The organism is Streptococcus cuniculi, assembly GCF_004570575.1.
In the GTDB taxonomy this organism is placed as follows: Bacteria; Bacillota; Bacilli; order Lactobacillales; family Streptococcaceae; genus Streptococcus; species Streptococcus cuniculi_A.
This window is the reverse complement of record NZ_SPPD01000039.1, coordinates 1-2,095: the sequence shown is the minus strand read 5'-3', so window position 1 is coordinate 2,095 and position 2,095 is coordinate 1. Positions and strand designations below refer to the sequence as shown.

Below are 2,095 nucleotides of genomic sequence, written 5' to 3'. Positions count from 1 at the left end.
ACCTATCTCTATATGACCCAGCTAGACCGCAAGAAGTCCAGTGATACAGTCGAGTATTATACAAATTGGGAAGACCCGCTCCTTTACCTTCACTTTCACTATGAAGCGATTCATGAAGATCCAAGGTTAGATGCCAATTATCACTTCATGGATCAACACGCAGGTCGTACCTATGTTGAGGATTTGTGGAAGGGATTAAACAGTGAGCCTACCGCTTTAAAGACCATCAAAGACCTTTACACAAAAAAGACAACCACGTTCAGTCTCTCCAAGGACGAACAAGAAGAGTTTGAGGAGCTGATGGAGCAGTCAAAGGAGATTGGCAAATTTGCGAGTATCTTAGAACTCGAAAATCCCTTTTATTCTGATGATCAATCGGAAGCAGAGGAACCGCTTACGATTAAGAAGCGATTTGGCTATGTCCAAAAAGACAAGCGCTCAGATACCACGACCCTTGACATCAAAGGTCACCATCCTCTATACGCTCCCTTATCTGGAAAAGTGACAGTCAAAGATAACACAGTCACGGTTGAAACACCTGACGCTAAATTTACCTTTTACGATGTCTCTGAAATCAGGGTGAAGGACGGGCAAGAGGTGGAGACTGGCAGTCAGATTGGGAAGACCAATGGGGCAGGAGGCCAAACCATTGCGTATCAGAAGAAGTTGAGCTATACGCCTAAGTCCACTCTTACGAACTGGAATCCTGAACCACGAGAGGACTGGTTTTATGTCAACCCAGGCTTCTATTTCAAATCGGTCAAGTATGTGGAAGAAACCTACCTCAAGTCCATCAATGTCGATAGTGACAAGGCAAAGAAAGTCCATTTTATCAGGAATTACTTGAGTAAAGAACTTCAGAAAGAAGGAAAGAACCTGTCTATCAAGGGCTTAGCATCCATTTTGGGGAACTTTGATGTGGAAAGTAGTATCAATCCGAAGCGGGCAGAAGGGGACTATCTGAATCCTCCGATTGGCGCTAGTAGTACCTCGTGGGACGACCCTGTTTGGTTATCCATGAATGGACCGACTATCTACAATGGCCAGTATCCCAATATCATTCACCGTGGATTAGGTCTTGGTCAATGGACAGATACAGGCGATGGCTCTGTCAGACATACTATGTTGCTTGATTATGCCAAAACAAAAACCAAGAAATGGTATGACTTAGAATTACAGCTGGATTTCATGCTTCATGGGGATACAGCCTACCACAAAGCGGTTGTTCGGAACATCTTAACGAGTGATGCTTCTACAGATGATTTGACCCTTGCCTTTCTTGTGAAATGGGAAGGCAACCCAGGAAACAAACTAGAAGCTAGAAGACAGTCCGCCAGACAATGGGAAGCCTATTTGAGGGGTGGAACAAACACGAGTACAGGAGTATCTAGTAAGACGGTTCCAGCTGCATACAAGGATAAGCTCCCTTACGGTTTACCGAGTGATCAAGCGGTCACACAAGGTCAAGGCTATCCAGGAAATGCCTATGCTTTAGGCAATTGTACCTGGTACGTGTATAATCGCTTCTACCAAATTGGCAAGCATATTTACCCCTATCTAGGAAATGCGACCAATTGGTCAACTTCTGGCCAACTTCAGGGGTATGAAGTGACAACGGAGCCAAAAGTAGGCTCTGCAGTGGTATTCAGCGCAGGTGTTCAAGGAAGCCATGTTGTCTACGGTCACGTTGCTTTTTGTGAATATGTTAATAGCGACGGATCATTTCTCGTGAGTGAGATGAATGGAATGGGGACAACCTATGAGCTTTCATGGCGGGTATTACGACCTCAAGCAGGCATCTATTTCATGACACCAAAATAAAGAAAGGAAATTAAGGAGAGATCATGTATAATGAACGATTAGTGAAAGGATTGAAGATAGGCGTGGCCATACTTTTGGCTGCTCTCGTCTTCTCACTAGGCTATGGAACAGCTTCTGTCCAATCAAAAATGAATAAAAAGGAAACTCCAATAAGCCAAACGGTCAAGAAGAAAGAGGCAGCAGCTCATGAACTCAAGCGAAAAGAAGTCGAAGACTTCTTGATTGCCTATTATACTAGGAAGGACTTGGGAGAAAATCGCAAGCGCTACAAACC

Annotated in this window: 1 protein-coding gene and 1 pseudogene; both read left to right on the top strand. The window is 44.2% G+C overall.

The genetic code is table 11. The features are described 5' to 3' along the window. Nucleotides 1-1,821, top strand: a 1,821-nt coding sequence (locus E4T82_RS11860) for a phage tail tip lysozyme (RefSeq protein WP_135182969.1), incomplete at its 5' end; no start/stop codon positions are given. Between the two features lie 23 nt (nucleotides 1,822-1,844). Then, nucleotides 1,845-2,095: pseudogene (locus E4T82_RS11855) on the top strand (hypothetical protein); the annotation flags it as partial.